This is a genomic window from Streptomyces lienomycini, from assembly GCF_027947595.1.
Taxonomy (GTDB): Bacteria; Actinomycetota; Actinomycetes; order Streptomycetales; family Streptomycetaceae; genus Streptomyces; species Streptomyces lienomycini.
Genome location: NZ_CP116257.1, coordinates 3,315,027 through 3,330,171 on the forward strand (window position 1 = coordinate 3,315,027; position 15,145 = coordinate 3,330,171).

Here is a 15,145-nt window from a genome sequence, read left to right on the forward strand (position 1 = left end):
GGAGTCCGTCGGTGATCTTCGCAACTGCCCGGCGGCGACACGGCCGCGAGCGTTCACCCGTGCGGCCCGCCGGGTGCGGCACCCACCCGGGGCGGCCGCCCACCGACTGATTCGGCCGGGCCGGGATATCAGCAAGGTACAGGGCACGGGGTACGACGCCCCGCGCCCCGAATCCTTCGGAGGAGACATGGCACTGGTCAACGCGGGCGTCGTGGTGCTCGACTGCGCCGAACCCGAGCGGCTCGCCGAGTTCTACAAGGGGCTGCTGGGCGCGGAGGAGAGCGACGTGAGCGCCAACCGGATCGAGATCGAGGGCCCCCGCGGTTTCCGCATGGCCTTCCGGCGGGACGTGAACGCCACGCCGCCGAGCTGGCCGCGCCCGGAGAACTCCCTCCAGGTCCACCTGGACTTCGTGGTCGCCGACCTGGACGAGGCCGAGCGGGCGATCGTGGGGCTCGGCGGCCGTCCGGTGGAGGCGAAGGACCCGGCCGGCCCGTACGAGGAGCGCGGCTTCTCCGACCCGGCCGGCCACTCCTTCACCCTGCGCCTGGCCCTCGCACCGACGGCGCCCAAGCAGGGCTAGGAAAGGGCCCTGCCCGGGCGCCGCGGAGGGGAGGGGAGGGGAGGGGCGCCGGGGCGTTCAGTCCCGGCCGCCCTTCCCGCCGACCGGCCAGGCTCCGGTCGAGCGCTCGATGGCCTTGGCACCCGTACGGTCCACCGCGCTGCGCACCGCGGCGAAGATGGCGCCCTGGATCGCGGCGGCCAGCAGGATCTCGCCCCAGCCGCGGTCCGGGTCCAGGGCGTCGGGCGCGTCGTCCTCGTGCCGGATCATCTTCCAGGTCTTCTGGAAGGTCATCCCGGCCAGCGTGCCGCCCAGCCAGCCGAGCGCGAACCCGACGGGCTTGTAGGCGAGGGGGAGCTTCTTCTTCTTGGTCTTCGCCATGGGGATCTCCTTGCCTCGTGTGCGCTGCATGGTCGTACGCGTACCGGTGCGGGTCAGGGCCTGCCCCGCACCGGTACCTCCTCGTCGGCCCGTACCGGCCCCGGCGGGGTGCCGTCGCCGAACGGACGGCCGCCCAGCTCCTCGCGGTGGTGCGGGGTGAGCCAGCCGGACAGGTCCGGGCCCATGGGCACGATGGCGGTCGGGTTGATGCCGGTGTGCACCTGGTAGTAGTGGCGCTTGATGTGGTCGAAGTCGACCGTGTCCCCGAATCCGGGCGTCTGGAACAGGTCGCGGACGTACCCCCACAGCACCGGGTTCTCCGTCAGCTTCCAGCGGTTGCACTTGAAGTGGCCGTGGTACACCGCGTCGAAGCGGACCAGCGTCGTGAACAGCCGGATGTCCGCCTCGGTGATCGTGTCGCCGACCAGGTAGCGCTGCCGTTCCAGCCGGGGCACGAGCTGCTCCAGGCGCCCGAACACGCCCGCGCAGGCGGCCTCGTACTCCTCCTGGCCGGTCGCGAAGCCCGCCCGGTACACGCCGTTGTTGACGTCCTCGTACACCCCCGCCATCACCTCGTCGATCTCGTCGCGCCGGGCGTGCGGATACAGGTCGGGCGCATCCGGACGGTGCAGGGAGGCCCACTCGGTCGCGAGATCGAGCGTGATCTGCTGGTAGTCGTTGGTGACGAGCCGTCCGCTGGGCACGTCGACGACCGCGGGCACGCTCACCCCGCCCGGATAGCCCCTCTCCCGCCGGTCGTACGCCTCGCTCAGGTAGCGGATGCCGAGGACGGGGTCCCGGCCGTCCGGGTCCAGCGTGAACCGCCAGCTGCGGTCGTCCTGGACCGGGTCGGCGACCGCCAGGGACAGGGCGTCCTCCAGACCGAGCAGCCGCCGCGAGACCAGGGCCCGGCTCGCCCACGGGCAGGCGCGGCTCACCACCAGCCGGTAGCGGCCGGCCTCCACCGGCCAGCCGTCCCGGCCGTCCGCCGTGATCCGGTCCGCGAAGTGGCTGCGGGACCGTTTGAACGCCTTCCTTCCGTAGCCGCTGTTCCCGGGCGTCCCGCCGTCACCGCTCATGACCCTGCCTTCCCGCCGTTCGTCTCCGTGCGCCGTGCGCTCTCGTACTGGTGTTCCTGTGCGCAGGTGCCCTTGTAGAGGCGTTCCCCGTTTTCGGCCGTCGGCACTGGTGGACACCCGTCGGACATGTCGGTCGGGGTGTGAGCGGCGGGGACCCGGGCAGTCGGGCCTTCGTGAGTGGGACAGCCGTGGAAGAGAAATCGGGCCCGAAGGCCGACCGCAGGACACGCGTCACCGTGCTGGTGGCCCTCGCGGCCAATCTGGTGATCGCCGTCGCCAAGGCGGTCGGCGGATTCCTCGCGGGCTCGCCCGCCCTGCTGTCGGAGGCCGCGCACTCGGTGGCGGACAGCATGAACGAGATCTTCCTGCTCGCCGCCCTGCGCCGCAGCCGCCGGCCCGCCGACCGGAGGCACCCCTTCGGCTACGGCAAGGAACGGTTCTTCTGGTCGCTCCTGGCGGCCGTCGGCATCTTCGTCATGGGCGGCTGCTTCTCCTTCTTCCAGGGCGTCGAGGCCCTGCGCAACGGCGCGGACGAGGAACTCGGCGGCTACGTGGCCGGCCTGATCGTGCTCGGCGTCGCCCTGCTGGCCGAGGGCGGCTCCCTGCTGCGGGCCCTGCACCAGGTGCGGGGGCAGGGCGGGATCGCCGTCGGGCTGCGCGACCCGGCGCTGCGCACGGTCGTCGCCGAGGACGGCACGGCGGTGCTCGGCGTGACCCTCGCCATGACCGGCATGGCGCTGCACATGGTCACCGGGCAGGTGGTGTGGGAGGCCAGTGCCTCGCTCGCCATCGGCGCGCTGCTGGTCTACGTGGCCTACCGGCTCGGCCGCGAGGCCCGCGACCAGCTCATCGGCGAGGCCGCCGACCCCGAGGCCAGCGGCCGGATCCGGGCGCTGCTGCGGGCCCAGCCGGAGATCGACAGCGTCGAGGCGCTGTTCACCATGAAGACCGGCCTCGACTCCGCGCTGGTGGCCGCCCGCGTCGACCTGGTGCCGGGCCTGGACAGCGAGCGGGTGGAGGAGGTCGCCGTGCGCATCAAGAGGTCGATCACCCACACCGTCCCGGAGGCGAGCCAGGTCTTCCTGGACGTCACCGACCGGCTCGCGCGGGAGGCGGCCCAGAGCCCCGCCGCGACACCGGAGAGCCGGGCCGCGACAGCGGAAGGCCCCGCCGCGACGGGGGAACGCGGCGGGGCCTGAACGACGTGTTCCCGGCGCGAGCCGGTCCATGCACGCCGGGCCGGGCTGATCCCGAGCCCGTCCGGTCAGCTCCCGTCGGCCGGCTCCAGGACGAAGACGGGGATGTCCCGGTCCGTCTTCTCCTGGTACTCGGCGTACTGCGGGAACGCCGCGACCGCGCGCTCCCACCACTCGGCCTTCTCGGCGCCGGTGACCTCACGGGCCGTCATGTCCCGCTTGTGGGGGCCGTCCTGGAGTTCCACCCGGGGGTCGGCGCCCACGTTGTAGTACCAGACCGGGTGCTGGGGAGCCCCGCCCAGGGAGGCCACCACGGCGTAGCGGCCCTCGTGCTCGACCCGCATCAGCGGCGTCTTGCGCAGCTTGCCGCTGCGCGCGCCCCGGGTGGTCAGCACGATCACGGGCAGACCGGTGTCCCGCAGGGTCGTCCCCTCGGTGCCGCCCGAGCTCTCGTACAGCTCGACCTGTTCGCGCACCCACTGCGTCGGGCTGGGTTCGTACTCGCCGTCAAGAGGCATCCGCGCATCCGTCCCATCGTCGTGTCACAAGGCCGGCCGGACCGGTGAGCCCACCGTCCGGCGCGTAACCATCCTTACCCCATCCTGCCCGCCGACCCCCGGTGGCCGCGCGGACATCCGGACGGGAGAGGTCCGGTCGACTGCCGCCGCACCGTGCCGCTCGGCCAGTTCCGACGGGCGCCCGGCGCCGCCGGGGGACGTGATCGGGCCACCCGCGCGACGCGACGGACCGCGGGGGAGGGGACGTGTCGCCTCCGACCCGGTGTTCCCCGGCCAGTCTGCTCCCGCCACCGTTGTGGCCGAACTTGACGTCGTCCCATAGATGCCCGAGGCATCTAATGAAGATCGGCACGCCGCACTCTTCGTCTGCGAGGTCTTCCATGACGGACACGAACACGACGACCGGCACCGGCACGACGACCGACGCGGGCCCGGCGCAGCCCGTCGCCTTCCCCCAGGACCGGACCTGCCCGTACCAGCCGCCCCCCGGCTACGACCCGCTGCGCGCCACCCGGCCGCTGGCCCGGATCACCCTCTTCGACGGCCGCCCCGCCTGGCTGGTGACCGGGCACACCGCAGCCCGCCGGCTGCTGGCCGACCAACGCCTGTCCACCGACCGCACCCGCGACGACTTCCCCGCCACCTCGGCGCGGCTGGCCGCCGTACGCGGACGCAGCCCGGCCCTGCTCGGCGTCGACGACCCCGAACACCGCGCCCAGCGCAAGATGGTGCTTCCGGAGTTCACCTTCAAACGCGCCGCCGCGCTGCGCCCGAGCATCCAGCGGATCGTCGACGAGCGGCTGGACGCGATGATCGCGCAGGGCCCGCCCGCCGACCTGGTGACGGCCTTCGCGCTGCCCGTGCCCTCGATGGTGATCTGCGCGCTGCTCGGCGTCCCCTACGCCGACCACGACTTCTTCGAGGAGCAGTCCCGTCGGCTGCTGCGCGGCCCGCTGCCGGCCGACACCCGCGACGCCCGCGACCGACTGGAGGCGTACCTGGGGGAGTTGATCGACCGCAAGCGACAGGCACCCGGCGACGGCCTGCTGGACGACCTGGTCCGGCAGCAGCTGGCCGAGGGCGCGATCGACCGCGGGCAACTGATCGCGTTCGCGGTGATCCTGCTGGTCGCGGGACACGAGACGACCGCCAACATGATCTCGCTGGGCACCTACACCCTCCTGACCAACCCGGGGCGGCTGGCCGAACTGCGGGAGGATCCCGCGCTGCTGCCCGGCGCCGTGGAGGAGCTGATGCGCGTCCTGTCGATCGCGGAGGGGCTGCTGCGGATGGCCACCGAGGACATCGACGTGGACGGACAGACCATCCGGGCCGGAGACGGGGTGGTCTTCTCGACCTCCGTCATCAACCGCGACGAGAGCGTCTACCCCGACCCGGACGCCCTCGACTGGCACCGCCCGGCCCGTCACCACGTCGCCTTCGGGTTCGGCATCCACCAGTGCCTGGGCCAGAACCTGGCCCGCGCCGAACTGGAGATCGCCCTGCACACCCTCTTCGACCGGCTGCCCGCGCTGCGCCTGGCCGCCCCGGCGGACGAGATCCCCTTCAAACCCGGTGACACGATCCAGGGGATGCTGGAACTCCCCGTGGCCTGGTAGGAGGCTCCGCACATGCGCATCGGCATCGACAAGGACACCTGCATCGGCGCGGGGCAGTGCGCCCTGACCGCCCCCGACGTGTTCACCCAGGACGACGACGGCTACAGCACGCTCGTGCCCGGCCGGGAGGACGGCGGCGGCAGCCCCCTGGTACGGGAGGCGGCCCGGGCGTGCCCCGTGGGCGCGATCACCGTGTCGGAGCGGGTGGGCTGACCCCCGCACTCGTACCCGCACCGGCACCCGCACCGGCACTGCTCCCCACCCCGGCGGCGCCCAGCAGCACCCGTGCCGCCGCCCGGGCCTGACCGGCGGGTTCCGTACCGCCCGTCACGCCCGCCGTCACCATGGCGCCCTCCGCCAGCAGGAACAGCTGCCCGCCCGTCGCGGCGGGCAGCCCCGTGTCGGCCACCAGGGCGTCGAGGAACGCGCGGAACGCCGCCTTGTGCGCCCGCACCCGCTCCGCCACCGGCGGCGAGGCGGGCCCCAGTTCGCCGTACGCGTTGATCCAGGCGCAGCCGCGGAACCCGGGCTCCGCGAACCACTGCCCGAGCCAGTCGAACACGGCCAGCACGCGCGCACCGGGCTCCTCGAACCGGCCGACGTGCTCCGCGAGCCGCCCCCGCCAGCGCACGTCCCGCCGGTCCAGACAGGCCACCACGAGCTGCTCCTTGGCGGGGAACAGCTGGTACAGGCGCTTGAGCGAGACCCCGGAGGCGCCGCGGACCTCGTCCATGCCGACGGCCCGCACCCCCCGCGCGTAGAAGAGCCGCTCCGCCGCGTCCAGCGCCCGCTCCCGGGCCGTCTCGGTGTCCATGGGTCCTCTTCCTTGACCGGAGAACGTTCGTTCTCCTACGGTAGCAGTCAGCTGGAGAACGCTCGTTCTCCTCTGCTGTTTACGGAGGTTCAGCCATGACGACGACCGACCGACCGCCCCTGCCCCCGTTCACCCGCGAGAGCGCGGCACGCAAGGTGCGGGCCGCAGAGGACGCCTGGAACACCCGTGACCCGCACAAGGTCGCCCTCGCCTACTCCGAGGACTCGGTCTGGCGCAACCGGGACTCCTTCCTCACCGGCCGCGCCGCCATCGTCGAGTTCCTGACCGCCAAGTGGGAGCGCGAGCGGGAGTACGCGCTGCGCAAGGACCTGTGGGCCTTCGACGGCAACCGCATCGCCGTCCGCTTCCGTTACGAGTCCCGCGACGCCGACGGCCAGTGGTGGCGCTCCTACGGCAACGAGCTGTGGGAGTTCGACGAGCACGGCCTGATGACCCGGCGCGAGGCGAGCATCAACGACGTACCCATCGAGGAGGCGGACCGGCGCATCCTCGGGCCGAGGCCCGCCCAGTAGGGTGCCCGGGTGAGCGAACAGGCTGCCGGCGGTACCACCGGACGACCCTTCCTCCACGTCGTCGTCTGCGCCGCGGGCGTGGCCGAAGGCGTCGGCGCCCTGATCGACGCGGCACAACGGCGCGGCTGGGAGGTCGGGGTCGTGGCGACACCGGTCGCCATGGGCGGCTTCTTCGACGCGGCCGCCGTCGAGGCACGCACCGGCCGGCCGATCCGCTCGGCCTGGCGCACCCCCGGCGATCCGCGGCCCTTCCCGGCGCCCGACGCCGTCGTGGTCGCGCCCGCCACCTTCAACACCGTCAACAAGTGGGCGGCCGGGCTGGCCGACACCCTCGCCGTGGCCACCCTGTGCGAGGCGTGCGGTCTCGGCGTCCCCGTCGCCGTCCTGCCCTGCGTGGCCGACGCGCTGGCCTCCCACCCCGCCTACCGGGAGAGCCTGGAGCGGCTGCGCGGGATGGGCGTGCGCTTCGGCGATCCGTACACCGGGGACGCGGGGGAGGACGGCGGCCGCCCGGAGTTCGGCTGGGAACGGGCCCTGGACCTGCTCGAACGGCGCTGACCCGCGGGAAGTTCGAGCCCGCACGAAGACGTACGCTCGGCCCTGGTACCCCGATGATCGGCGAAGACAGGAGCAGCAACGATGCAGTACGTGAAGCTCGGCTCGACCGGCCTGGACGTGTCGCGGATCTGCCTGGGCTGCATGACCTACGGCGACCCCGCCCGCGGCACGCACGAGTGGACCCTCGGCGAGGAGGCCTCGCGTCCGCTGATCCGGCAGGCGCTGGAGGCCGGGATCACCTTCTTCGACACGGCCAACGTCTACTCCGACGGCACCAGCGAGGAGATCGTCGGCAAGGCGCTCGCCGACTTCGCCCGCAGGGACGACATCGTGCTCGCGACGAAGGTGCACGGCCGGATGCGACCCGGACCGAACGGCGGGGGACTGTCCCGCAAGGCGATCATGACGGAGATCGAGCACAGCCTGCGGCGCCTGGGCACCGACTACGTCGACCTCTACCAGATCCACCGCTTCGACCCGGGCACGCCGGTCGAGGAGACGATGGAGGCCCTGCACGACCTGGTGAAGGCGGGCAAGGTCCGCTACATCGGGGCCAGTTCGATGTACGCCTGGCAGTTCTCCAAGATGCAGTACGCCGCCGAGCGGCACGGCTGGACCAGGTTCGTGTCCATGCAGAACCACTACAACCTCGTCTACCGCGAGGAGGAGCGCGAGATGCTGCCCCTCTGCGCGGACCAGGGCGTCGGCGTGCTGCCCTGGAGCCCGCTCGCCCGCGGCCGCCTCACCCGGGACTGGGACACCGCCACCGGGCGCAGCGCCACCGACACCTTCGGCAGCACCCTCTACCAGGAGGGCGACCGCGCCGTGGTCGAGGCCGTCACCCGCATCGCCGGCGAGCGAGGCGTCCCGCGCGCCCAGGTGGCCCTGGCGTGGCTGCTGCACCGGGACACGGTGACCGCGCCGATCGTCGGCGCCTCCAGGGCGGGACACCTCGAGGACGCCGTGGCGGCGGTCGAACTCACCCTGACGGAGAAGGAGACCGAGGAACTGGAGCGGCCCTACGCACCGCACCCGATCGCCGGCCACTGACCGGCGGACCGGCGCGACCGGGACGGCACCTGCGAGGACCGCCGAGGCCTCAGGGGCCGGTGCCCGCGTCCAGGGCGGTGACGGACACCGACGACGCGTTGCCGCCCACCGGGACCGCGCCGGCCGTCCACTCCACCTTCAGGGGCTCCCGTTCGTCCGGCGGGGTGACGAGCAGCGCCGCCGGAGTGGCCGTACGGGCGCCGCTGATCTCCGGGCTGGAGAACGACAGCCCGGCCCACGCGCTCCTGCCCGGCGCCAGCGTGACCGTCTCCGGGGAGCCGGGCCCGCGCTCCGGGTCCGGGCCCACCTGCCTGCCGGACGCGTCCACGAAGGCGGCGCCCGGATAGCCGTACACCGTGCAGGTGCGGTCGGAGGTGTTGGTCAGCACGACGGGGAAGTTGCGCTGACCGGCCCCCGGGTCCACTCGGCCGACGGAGGCCCGCAGCTCAGAGGTGTGGCAGCGGCCGTCGGTGCGGGCGGAGGACGAGGCCGAGCCCGCGGTGTCGCTGGGCGTGGCGCCGACCGCCGGCGCGGTGGTGGCCGTGCCGGTCGCGGTGTCCGTGCCCGGTTCCGCGCTGGTGGTGCGGGTGGTCTCCCCGGGCTGCGGGGTGCCGCTCGAGGTGGCGTTCTCGTCGCCGCAGGCGGTCAGCAGACCGAGCAGCGCGACCGCGCTCGCGAGCAGCGCCGTCCGGCGCACCGGCTGGGACGTGTTCGGCATCGTCTCTCCACACTCCCGTCAGGTTGTCGCGCACGGCCCTGGACCGACCGGCCGTGCGCCCTGTGTCTCGAGTGTCCCGCCGTACGGCCGGGGAAACGAGGGGCGCATTCCCCCTCCGGCCGGAGCCGACGGGGCGCGCGCGTTCACCACCGGGGCGCGGGCGCACTCCCGTGCGAACGGGGAACTCACACCTCGTCGTCGAGCAGTCCCAGCTCCGCCCAGATCGTCTTGCCCTCGGTCGTGTGCCGGCTGCCCCAGCGCTGGGTGAGCTGGGCGACCAGCAGCAGACCGCGCCCGCCCTCGTCCCAGGTCCTGGCCCGGCGCAGGTGCGGCGCGGTGTGGCTGGTGTCGGAGACCTCGCAGATCAGCGTGGCCGTGTCGTGGATCAGCCGGAGCCGGATGGGCGGGGAGCCGTACCGGATGGCGTTGGTGACCAGCTCGCTGACGACCAGTTCCGCGGTGAAGGTCGCCTCCAGCAGGCCCCAGTCGGCGAGCTGTTCGAGGACCTGCTTGCGTACGGGGGCGACCAGCGACGGGTCGGCGGGGATGTCCCAGGTGGCGACCTGTCCGGCGGGCAGCCCGCGGGTACGGGCCAGCAGCAGGGCCACGTCGTCGGCGGCGCTGCCGGACGGGAGCAGGGTGCGCAGTACGCGGTCGCAGGCGGCGTCCAGGGAGTCGGCGGGGGCGGCCAGGGCGTCGCGCAGCAGCTCCTGGCCGGCGTCGGCGTCCTGGTCCCGGCTCTCGATCAGCCCGTCGGTGTAGAGCGCCAGCACGCTGCCCTCGGGCAGCTCCAGCTCGGCCGACTCGAACGGCAGTCCGCCCACCCCCAGCGGTGGCCCGGAGGGCAGCTCGACCTGCCGGGGCGGGCCGTCCGGCGGGATCAGGACGGGCGCCGGATGCCCGGCCCGGGCCAGGGAGCAGCGCCGCGACACCGGGTCGTACACCACGTACAGGCAGGTCGCGCCGAGTTCGCCCGCCACGTCGTCGCCGGACTCCTCGGACAGCCGGACGACCAGGTCGTCGAGGTGGGTGAGCAGTTCCTCCGGGGTCAGGTCGATGTCGGCGAGGGTGCGCACGGCGGTGCGCAGCCGGCCCATCGTGGCCGAAGCCTGGATGCCGTGGCCGACGACGTCCCCGACGACCATGGCCACGCGCATCCCGGACAGCGGGATGACGTCGAACCAGTCGCCGCCGACGCCCGAGCGGGCCGCCGGAAGGTAGCGGGACGCAGCCTCCACCGCGGCGGTGGGCGGCAGCCACCGGGGCAGCAGGCTGCGCTGCAGGGTCAGCGTGGCCTCGCGCTCGCGGGAGTAGCGGCGGGCGTTGTCGATGCAGACGGCGGCGCGGGCGCTGACCTCCTCGGCCAGCAGCACGTCGTCGTGCGTGAACGGGTCGGGACGCCGGAACCGGGTGAAGACGGCGACGCCGAGGGTGGTGCCGCGGGCCTGGAGCGGCACCGACATCGTGGAGTGGATGCCGTACTCCTCGACCCGCCGGAGCCGGACGGGGTCCCAGCGGAGCCAGCGTTCGAGGTCGCCGTAGGCCACCGAGGCCACGATCACCTGCCCCGAGAGCAGGCACTCGGCCTGGGGGGAGCCGGCCGGGTAGGAGTCGAGCTGCCCGGTCGCGGCCACCGACTGCGGGCACTGCGCGGTGACCGACCGGTGGGCGGTCCGGCGCAGGTCGACCGGGGGTTCGACCACGGTGGCGGGCTCACCGCCGTGCTCCCGCGGCTCCAGCAGATCGACGCTGACGAAGTCGGCGAGCACCGGAACGCACACGTCCGCCAGCTCCTGCGCCGTACGGGTGACGTCGAGGGTGGTGCCGATGCGCACGCTGGCCTCGTTGACGAGTTGCAGCCGTTCCCGGGCGCGGTGCTGCTCCGTGAAGTCGTGGGCGCTCACGCACACGCCGCACACCCGGCCGTCGGCGTCCGTGAGCGGGGCGATACGGGCGTTCCACGCGTGGGCGCGGCTCTCGCCCACCGCCTTGAGACGGGTCTGCATGTCGTGCCGCCGGCCGGAGGACAGGACGCGCCGCATCTGCCGTTCCAGTTCCACGTTCTGCGGCCGGCCGCTGATGTCGGTGGCCCGCAGACCGCGGACGAGGTCGGCGGGGAGCCCCATCAGCCGCGCCATGGCGTCGTTGACCCCGCGCAGCAGGAGGCGGTCGTCGAAGATCATCATGGCGCAGGGGGACTGGGTGAGGGCCGCTTCGAACAGCGGGTCGTCCTGCGGCTCGGGGCCGGACTCCAGCGGGGTGACGGCGAGCCAGGTGTCCGGGGCGCCGTCCGAGGCCGGTCGGCGGTGCGCGAGCACCCACACCGACACGGTGTGCCCGTCGCGGTGCCGCAGCGCCAGGGTGCCGCTCCAGTGCCTGTCGTCGCGCCCGGGGGGCGTGCCGTCGCGGTCGCCGGCGAGCAGGTCGGCGGCGGGGTGCCCCACGACCTCGTCGGCCGGGTGGCCGAGCAGCAGGCGGGCGCCCTCGTTCCACTCCCGCAAGGTGCCGGAGTCGTCGACGACGACGCGGGCCGTGGCGGCATCGTCGAACGGGTTGACCGGACTCATCGTCGCCACTCCATTGCGCACACCCACAGTGATCAGCGCGTCACCTGCTTCCCAGCCTAGTGGGTCCGGGCCCGGTGCGGACCCGAACCCGCCGGGCGCGGGCGGCCCCGCCCGGGGGGTGGGTCAGCGGACGGTTCCGGACCGCGCAAGACAGAAAGAGCTTTCCGCGCCCTTGACGGGCGCGTGTGGCTCGACGTCAGAATCTGTTTGTTCGCGATTGCTTGTGAGTGCTTCTGAGTATCGAAGAGTTCTGAAGCGTTCCGAAATGGTTCGGGTGGTTCCGATGAGTTCCCAGACGAGTTGCACAGAGGGAGATCCGTCATGACGGTCACGCGCAGATCGGTTCTGATCGCCTCCGCCGCCACGCCCGCGGCCGGGGCGCTGCTCGGTGCCCCGTCGGCGTGGGCCGCGGACGCGACCGGCGACGCCGCGGGCCGCAGCACCGTCGCCCTGCGCGACGGCTGGCGCTTCCGGCTGGTCGATCCCGACGGAGCGGCCGAGGACACCGCGGACGCCGCCGACCCCGCCCACGACGACTCGGCGTGGCGCGAGGTCGCCGTCCCGCACGACTGGAGCATCGAGCAGACGCCCACCACCGAGCACGGCACCACCAGCGGCACCGGGTTCCTGCCCGGCGGCCTCGGCTGGTACCGCCTCGCCTTCACACTGCCGCCCGCGCTGGCCGGGAAGCGGATCTCGGTCGAGTTCGACGGCGTCTACATGGACTCCCGCGTCCACTGCAACGGCCGGGAGGCCGGCCACCACCCCTACGGCTACACCGGCTTCGCCCTCGACCTCACCGACCTGGTGCACACCGACGGCCGCACCGAGAACGTCCTCGCGGTCCGGGTGCGCAACCGGCTGCCCAGCAGCCGCTGGTACTCGGGCAGCGGCATCTACCGCGAGGCCCGCCTCGTCGTCACCGAACCGGTGCACGTACGGCGCTGGGGCACGTACGTCACCACACCCCGGGTGAGCGAGGAGAGCGCCGTCGTCCGGGTCCGGACGTCGGTGGTGAACGCCTCGGGCGACGAGCGCGAGGTCGAGATCCGGTCGACGGTGAAGGACGCAGACGGACGCACCGTGGCCCGTACCTCCTCCACGGTGGACGTCACCGACGCGGCGACCGAGACCCACGAACTGACCGTCACGCGCCCGCGGCTGTGGGACTTCGCGAGCCCGCACCGCTACACCCTGCACACCGAACTGCGCGTCGGCGGCCGCGGTGTCGACACGTACCGCACCCCGTTCGGCGTCCGCACCTTCCACGTCGACCCCGAAGAGGGCTTCCACCTCAACGGCGGGCACGCCAAGATCAAGGGCGTCGACCTGCACCACGACCTCGGCGCGCTCGGCGCGGCGGTGAGCGTCGACGCGATCCGCCGCCAGATGTCCCTCATGAAGTCGATGGGCGTCAACGCCTTCCGCACCTCGCACAACCCGCCCTCGCCCGAGATGATCGAGGTCTGCGAGGAGATGGGCATCATCATGCTGGTGGAGGCCTTCGACTGCTGGCGCACCGGCAAGAACCGCTACGACTACGGCCGGTTCTTCGACGAGTGGTGCGAGCGCGACGCCACCGAGATGGTGCTCGCCGCCCGCAACTCGCCCGCCGTCGTCATGTGGTCCATCGGCAACGAGGTCCCCGACTCCACCGCCACCGCCGGACTGGCCATGGCCGACCGGATCATCGACGCCATCCGCGCCGCCGACGACACCCGCCCGCTGATCATCGGCTCCGACAAGTACCGCCGGATGCCCGCCAAGGGCTCCGCGGCCGACCTGATGCTGGCCAAGCTGGACGGACTGGGCCTCAACTACAACACCGCCAAGTCGGTGGACGACCTGCACGCGGCCTACCCCCACCTGTTCCTCTTCGAGTCCGAGTCGTCCTCCGAGACCTCCACGCGCGGCACCTACCAGGAACCGGAGCACCTCAACACCGGCGAGAACCACACCCCGGGCGGGCGGGCCACCTCCTCCTACGACAACAACCTCGCCTCCTGGACGATGAGCGGCGAGTACGGCCACAAGAAGGACCGGGACCGCAAGTGGTTCGCCGGGCAGTTCCTGTGGTCCGGCATCGACTACATCGGAGAGCCCACGCCGTACGACGTCTTCCCGGTCAAGGCGTCCTTCTTCGGCGCGGTCGACACGGCCGGGTTCCCGAAGGACATGTACCACCTCTTCCGCAGCCAGTGGACGGACGAGCCGATGGTCCACCTGCTGCCGACGACGTGGAACCACCGCGAGGGCGACACCGTCGAGGTCTGGGCCTACACCAACGTCGACACGGTGGAGCTGTACCTGAACGGGAAGTCGCTCGGCACCCGCCGCTTCGACCGGAAGAAGACCGTCGACGGCCGGGCCTACCTGGAGACCACCGAGGCCACCGGCGACGACAAGACCTTCACCGACGGCCCCTACCCCGGCAGTTACACCAGCCCGAACGGCAGCGCGGGCAAGCTCCACCTGACCTGGAAGGTGCCCTTCGAGGCGGGCGAGCTGAAGGCCGTCGCCCGGCGCGGCGGCAGGGTGGTCGCCACCGACGCCGTGCGCACCGCCCGGGCGCCGTACGCCCTGCGCCTCACCCCGGACCGGGAGGCCGTCGACGCGGACGGGCGCTCCCTGGTCTTCGTGACCGCCGAGGTGGTCGACCGGCACGCAGTGGTGGTGCCCGGCGCCGAGCACCTGATCTCCTTCGAGGTGGCGGGCGGCTCCCTCGCCGGACTCGACAACGGCCGCCAGGAGAGCGCCGAGCGCTACCAGTCCCGTACCCGCACCGCCTTCCACGGCAAGGCGCTCGCCATCGTCCGGTCCGGCACCCGGCCGGGCACGGTGCGGGTGACGGCCCGCGCGGAGGGGCTGCGCACGGACACGGCGACGGTGCGCGCCCGCCGGGCCGGGGACCGGGCGACCACACCGGCCCCGGAGTTCCGCCCCGAGCACCCGGCGCCCGCGGCCCACCCGCACGCGGACGCGAGTTACTCCGGCCGGCCCGACACCCTGCCCGCCGCCGTGCTCGACGGCGACCCGGCCACGGGCTGGTCCAACGGCTTCCGCAAGGACGCCACCGCCCTGCTGCCCGCCTTCGACGGCGCCCGGGCCGAGGACTGGATCTCGGTCGACCACGGACGCACACGCACCTACGACCGGCTGGAGGTCTCCTTCACCGTGGACGACGGGCACAGCCTGCCCGCGGCCGTCGAGGTCGCCGTCTGGGACGGCCGTTCCTGGCGTGCGGCGAAGGAGACGCGGACCGACTGGGCCACCGCCTCCGACACGCCCACGGTCGTCACCTTCGACCGGTTGCGGGGCTCCCGGGTCCGCCTCACGCTGACCAGCCGGCACCCCGGCGAGGTACGGGGCGCGATCCGCGTCAGCCGCCTGGAGGCGCCCGCCGCCTGAGCCGCCGTACGACAGGTCCGGACGGGACCTCGACGGGACCTCGACGGGACCTCGACGGTTCCCCGACCGGAGACCGGTCGGGGAACCGGTCCCGTCCGGACCGTTGACGGCATGTCATGTCTGCCACAAGCATGGCCTGCGA

14 protein-coding genes are annotated in these 15,145 nt (G+C 73.0%); 8 read left to right on the forward strand and 6 right to left on the reverse strand.

Annotated features, from left to right (window positions below):
- Window positions 1-187: 187 nt before the first annotated feature.
- Window positions 188-583 carry a VOC family protein gene (locus tag BJ961_RS14945; protein ID WP_271413310.1) on the forward strand — a complete coding sequence of 132 codons (396 nt, stop codon included), beginning with the start codon at window positions 188-190 and terminating at the stop codon, window positions 581-583.
- 57 nt (window positions 584-640) lie between these two features.
- On the opposite strand, the gene BJ961_RS14950 is transcribed toward BJ961_RS14945, so the two are convergent.
- Window positions 641-943: a DUF4235 domain-containing protein gene (locus BJ961_RS14950; protein ID WP_271417053.1), complete on the reverse strand. Its 303-nt coding sequence runs from the start codon at window positions 941-943 to the stop codon at window positions 641-643.
- A gap of 53 nt (window positions 944-996) precedes the next feature.
- Entirely contained in the window at window positions 997-2,022 is a 1,026-nt protein-coding gene (locus BJ961_RS14955; RefSeq protein WP_271413311.1) for a glutathione S-transferase family protein, read from the reverse strand.
- Window positions 2,023-2,195: 173 nt separating this feature from the next.
- On the opposite strand from BJ961_RS14955, the gene BJ961_RS14960 reads away from it, so the two are divergent.
- On the forward strand, window positions 2,196-3,221 hold the full coding sequence (locus BJ961_RS14960; protein WP_271413312.1) for a cation diffusion facilitator family transporter: 1,026 nt from the start codon (window positions 2,196-2,198) through the stop codon (window positions 3,219-3,221).
- A gap of 65 nt (window positions 3,222-3,286) precedes the next feature.
- On the opposite strand, the gene BJ961_RS14965 is transcribed toward BJ961_RS14960, so the two are convergent.
- Entirely contained in the window at window positions 3,287-3,736 is a 450-nt protein-coding gene (locus BJ961_RS14965; protein WP_271413313.1) for a nitroreductase family deazaflavin-dependent oxidoreductase, read from the reverse strand.
- A gap of 380 nt (window positions 3,737-4,116) precedes the next feature.
- Between BJ961_RS14965 and BJ961_RS14970 the strand changes: the two genes are divergently transcribed.
- Together BJ961_RS14970 and BJ961_RS14975 are read left to right on the forward strand one after the other, a co-directional pair.
- A complete protein-coding gene (locus tag BJ961_RS14970) occupies window positions 4,117-5,355 on the forward strand; it encodes a cytochrome P450 (RefSeq protein ID WP_271413314.1) in 1,239 nt (412 codons plus the stop codon).
- 12 nt (window positions 5,356-5,367) lie between these two features.
- On the forward strand, window positions 5,368-5,568 hold the full coding sequence (locus BJ961_RS14975; protein WP_271413315.1) for a ferredoxin: 201 nt from the start codon (window positions 5,368-5,370) through the stop codon (window positions 5,566-5,568).
- Here the strand turns inward: BJ961_RS14975 and BJ961_RS14980 are convergent.
- Entirely contained in the window at window positions 5,543-6,169 is a 627-nt protein-coding gene (locus tag BJ961_RS14980) for a TetR/AcrR family transcriptional regulator (protein WP_271413316.1), read from the reverse strand. The two genes, BJ961_RS14975 and BJ961_RS14980, sit on opposite strands and share 26 nt — an antisense overlap.
- 95 nt (window positions 6,170-6,264) lie before the next feature.
- Between BJ961_RS14980 and BJ961_RS14985 the strand changes: the two genes are divergently transcribed.
- The 3 genes from BJ961_RS14985 to BJ961_RS14995 all read left to right on the forward strand — a co-directional run bounded on the left by BJ961_RS14985 (window position 6,265) and on the right by BJ961_RS14995 (window position 8,310).
- On the forward strand, window positions 6,265-6,702 hold the full coding sequence (locus tag BJ961_RS14985; protein ID WP_271413317.1) for a nuclear transport factor 2 family protein: 438 nt from the start codon (window positions 6,265-6,267) through the stop codon (window positions 6,700-6,702).
- A 9-nt stretch (window positions 6,703-6,711) separates the two neighbouring features.
- The gene (locus BJ961_RS14990) at window positions 6,712-7,260 is read left to right on the forward strand and encodes a flavoprotein (RefSeq protein ID WP_271413318.1); all 549 of its coding nucleotides are present in this window, start codon (window positions 6,712-6,714) and stop codon (window positions 7,258-7,260) included.
- 81 nt (window positions 7,261-7,341) lie between these two features.
- Window positions 7,342-8,310, forward strand: a complete 969-nt coding sequence (locus tag BJ961_RS14995; protein ID WP_271413319.1) for an aldo/keto reductase — start codon at window positions 7,342-7,344, stop codon at window positions 8,308-8,310.
- Window positions 8,311-8,359: 49 nt separating this feature from the next.
- Here BJ961_RS14995 and BJ961_RS15000 read toward each other — a convergent pair whose 3' ends face one another.
- Together BJ961_RS15000 and BJ961_RS15005 are read right to left on the reverse strand one after the other, a co-directional pair.
- Window positions 8,360-9,028: a DUF4232 domain-containing protein gene (locus BJ961_RS15000; RefSeq protein ID WP_271413320.1), complete on the reverse strand. Its 669-nt coding sequence runs from the start codon at window positions 9,026-9,028 to the stop codon at window positions 8,360-8,362.
- Window positions 9,029-9,213: 185 nt separating this feature from the next.
- Complete coding sequence (locus BJ961_RS15005) at window positions 9,214-11,595, reverse strand: SpoIIE family protein phosphatase (protein WP_271413321.1); 2,382 nt, start codon at window positions 11,593-11,595, stop codon at window positions 9,214-9,216.
- A 321-nt stretch (window positions 11,596-11,916) separates the two neighbouring features.
- Here BJ961_RS15005 and BJ961_RS15010 point away from each other — a divergent pair, with 321 nt between their 5' ends.
- Window positions 11,917-15,003 carry a glycoside hydrolase family 2 TIM barrel-domain containing protein gene (locus tag BJ961_RS15010; RefSeq protein ID WP_271413322.1) on the forward strand — a complete coding sequence of 1,029 codons (3,087 nt, stop codon included), beginning with the start codon at window positions 11,917-11,919 and terminating at the stop codon, window positions 15,001-15,003.
- Window positions 15,004-15,145 lie beyond the last annotated feature (142 nt).

Coding starts and splice junctions, on each gene's coding strand:
- BJ961_RS14965 (WP_271413313.1), bottom strand. CDS start 3,736: ATGCCTCTTGACGGCGAGTACGAACCCAGCCCGACGCAGTGGGTGCGC.
- BJ961_RS14980 (WP_271413316.1), bottom strand. CDS start 6,169: ATGGACACCGAGACGGCCCGGGAGCGGGCGCTGGACGCGGCGGAGCGG.
- BJ961_RS15010 (WP_271413322.1), top strand. CDS start 11,917: ATGACGGTCACGCGCAGATCGGTTCTGATCGCCTCCGCCGCCACGCCC.
- BJ961_RS14995 (WP_271413319.1), top strand. CDS start 7,342: ATGCAGTACGTGAAGCTCGGCTCGACCGGCCTGGACGTGTCGCGGATC.
- BJ961_RS14975 (WP_271413315.1), top strand. CDS start 5,368: ATGCGCATCGGCATCGACAAGGACACCTGCATCGGCGCGGGGCAGTGC.
- BJ961_RS14945 (WP_271413310.1), top strand. CDS start 188: ATGGCACTGGTCAACGCGGGCGTCGTGGTGCTCGACTGCGCCGAACCC.
- BJ961_RS14950 (WP_271417053.1), bottom strand. CDS start 943: ATGGCGAAGACCAAGAAGAAGAAGCTCCCCCTCGCCTACAAGCCCGTC.
- BJ961_RS15000 (WP_271413320.1), bottom strand. CDS start 9,028: ATGCCGAACACGTCCCAGCCGGTGCGCCGGACGGCGCTGCTCGCGAGC.
- BJ961_RS14970 (WP_271413314.1), top strand. CDS start 4,117: ATGACGGACACGAACACGACGACCGGCACCGGCACGACGACCGACGCG.
- BJ961_RS15005 (WP_271413321.1), bottom strand. CDS start 11,595: ATGAGTCCGGTCAACCCGTTCGACGATGCCGCCACGGCCCGCGTCGTC.
- BJ961_RS14955 (WP_271413311.1), bottom strand. CDS start 2,022: ATGAGCGGTGACGGCGGGACGCCCGGGAACAGCGGCTACGGAAGGAAG.
- BJ961_RS14985 (WP_271413317.1), top strand. CDS start 6,265: ATGACGACGACCGACCGACCGCCCCTGCCCCCGTTCACCCGCGAGAGC.